The organism is Vibrio sp. D417a (assembly GCF_030248595.1).
In the GTDB taxonomy this organism is placed as follows: domain Bacteria; phylum Pseudomonadota; class Gammaproteobacteria; order Enterobacterales; family Vibrionaceae; genus Vibrio; species Vibrio alginolyticus.
Genome location: NZ_JAHGAM010000058.1, coordinates 1 through 2544 on the forward strand (window position 1 = coordinate 1; position 2544 = coordinate 2544).

At 41.3% G+C, this 2544-nt stretch carries 3 protein-coding genes; all 3 read left to right on the forward strand.

Annotated features, from left to right (window positions below; all coding sequences use genetic code 11):
- Positions 1-666: 666 nt before the first annotated feature.
- The 3 genes from KI742_RS23380 to KI742_RS23400 all read left to right on the forward strand — a co-directional run bounded on the left by KI742_RS23380 (position 667) and on the right by KI742_RS23400 (position 2402).
- Entirely contained in the window at positions 667-1194 is a 528-nt protein-coding gene (locus tag KI742_RS23380) for a CbrC family protein (RefSeq protein ID WP_285386344.1), read from the forward strand.
- Between the two features lie 146 nt (positions 1195-1340).
- A complete protein-coding gene (locus KI742_RS23390) occupies positions 1341-1817 on the forward strand; it encodes a GNAT family N-acetyltransferase (RefSeq protein ID WP_239945381.1) in 477 nt (158 codons plus the stop codon).
- A 144-nt stretch (positions 1818-1961) separates the two neighbouring features.
- A complete protein-coding gene (locus KI742_RS23400; RefSeq protein ID WP_029790593.1) occupies positions 1962-2402 on the forward strand; it encodes a hypothetical protein in 441 nt (146 codons plus the stop codon).
- The last annotated feature ends 142 nt before the right edge of the window (positions 2403-2544 follow it).

Consider the following 2544-nt stretch of genomic DNA (forward strand, 5'->3'; position numbering starts at 1 on the left):
TTCGCAACGCTTGGCATTTTCACTATGCATTGCATTTTGTGTTTAAGGTGATATGCAGAAGCTTCGGTATTGCGTCGCTCACACCTTAACAGGGCGTTAGTACTGGGTCGGCATAAGAGGTCAAAAGTCTTGGTGTTTATTGGTTTCTTTTCTTAGCTTTACACTTGATCAAATCTATCTTTCACGTTCGCTCCGGTGGCACTAGAAGCGAAGTTTTCGCTTTGATTTCACAGTTTACGGTTTCTAACTTTCGGGCGATTTCTCTGGTGTGGTTTCTTTGGTGCTGAGAAATTTTAGGTAAAAAATGAGGTTCTTTTTCGCTGCTGTTTAGATTTGAAGCCCGAATCCTTTGCTAATTTGAAAACGTTGAAATAGGACAGTTAGGCATGTTTTTCTTCTAGCCAACTTACGTCTTGAAGTTAGTTTTCAGTTTGGCGGCTGTCCGTTTGGTTTCAGTGTTTCAAGCCACAAGTTTCGTGCTATATTTCAGTATCTTGGCGTGTATCAAAAGCTTAAAGGGCAGCGTACTAACAAGCAATTCAAGAGGGATTCGTAACGCGTGGCATTTTTACTATGCGTTAATTTTAGTGGTTAAGGGGGTATGCGGAAGCATCGGTGTTACGTTACTCACCCCTTAATTGGGCGTTAGCTTTACTCGGAGGTACAATGGAATTACCAACATTTAAGTATCATCCAGATCCTATAAAAACGGGTGCTGTAGAAGTTACAGATGCAAATTGTGAATGTTGTGGTGTCAGTCGTGGCTATAGGGCAACTTCTACTATTTACTCTGAACATGACGTCGAAACTATTTGTCCTTGGTGCATTTCTGATTGCTCGGCGGCGAAGAAATTCGACGGAGAGTTTGCTGACCCACATCCATTGATGAAAGCTGGACTTGATAAGTCAGTGGTAAAAGAAGTTTGTGAAAGAACTCCAAGCTATATTTCATGGCAGCAAGAAGTGTGGTTATCGCACTGTGGCGATGCTTGCGAATTTCATGGAGATGCAGAGAAGTCTGATCTATTACAGGTAAAAGACGCTGAATTAAAGGCTTTACTAAACGATCAGCTAATAGGTAGTAATGAGTGGCGCCAAATAGTCACTTACTACGAAAAAGGTGGGAATCCTGCAATCTACAAGTTCAAGTGTAGATCATGTGGCATATTTACTTATTCGCTGGACTTTGCGTAAAGCTAACAAACTGTTTAAGAGTGATTCGCAACGCGTGGCATTTTTACTATGCGTTGGTTTTAGTGTTTAAGGTGGTATGCGGTAGCTTCGGTATTGCGTTGCTCACACCTTAACAGGGCGTTAGGTGCTTGAAGGAAAATGTAAGTATGGAAATTACTTTTCGGCAGATAAACATTGATGATTTCGAATTATGCGTTGCTGCAAGAAAAGATGCATACTTTTGTAGTTTTGGGCATTGCGATGGTTTCGACGACTTCATCAGTGGTTATCGTGAACGAGTCTTAGATCGGTTAGCAACATCAGGATGGTTCTATATCCATATATTTGTGGATGGTCAGTTTGCTGGGCAGTTAGAGCTTCGTAGTTTTTCACCCGAGCCGGGGACTGGCTATGTACATCTCATTTACTTAAAGCCGAATTTTCGTGGTTCAGGACTCGCTGCAAAATTGCAGGATTATATTGTAAGCACTTTGAGTAAAGCGGGTTGTTTGCGTGCTGTACTTTCAGTAAGCCGAACTAATCATCGAGCTCTCACATTCTATAAGCGCCATGGTTGGGAGTTCGTGCGCAAGAATCCCAAGCACGATGAAACCGACTTTTACCAACTTTGGCTACGCACCTAACAAACTGTTCAAGAGGGATTCGCAACGCGTGGCATTTTCACTATGCGTTGGTTTTAGTGATTAAGGTGGTATGCGGCTGCTTCGGTATTGCATTGCTCACCCCTTAACAGGGCGTTATGTATCTCGCGAAAAAGGACAGTTTTAATGGATGTAGTTCCAAAAATATCAGATATAAAAAACCTTAAAGATCTCAGTACCGTTCTAGTTCTTCCGTTGTTATGTGCCTGCTATATATATCAAACGGAGTACATTTTATCGCTAGATAGTTTTAGTTTCTCAGTTGATCCTGACAGTTCTGGTTTCTGGTACTACTTCCAAATAGTGGTGATTTTCGTTGGCAAAACTGTATGGGCTGCACTTTTTAGTTTTGCGCTCTATATGGCTGTAATTTACGCCTATATATACATTCATCAGTCAACTATTCATTTAATCGTATTGATTTTGTTAACATTTGGTTTTGTTGGTGTTTTTGCAACGGATAGAATTAATGCGTATTTGTCTTTGGCTCCTTTGTGGTATTACACTAGTTTCGTTGTAGCATTCTTTTTACTTTCAATGGTGGAACAAATCGAGTCCGATACATAACAAACTGTTTAAGAGGGATTCGCAACGCGTGGCATTTTCACTATGCGTTGAATTTTGGTGTTTAAGGTGGTACGCGGCGGCTTTTGTATTGCGTTGCTCACCCCTTAACAGGGCGTTATATTTCCGAGTACCCCACGTTTAG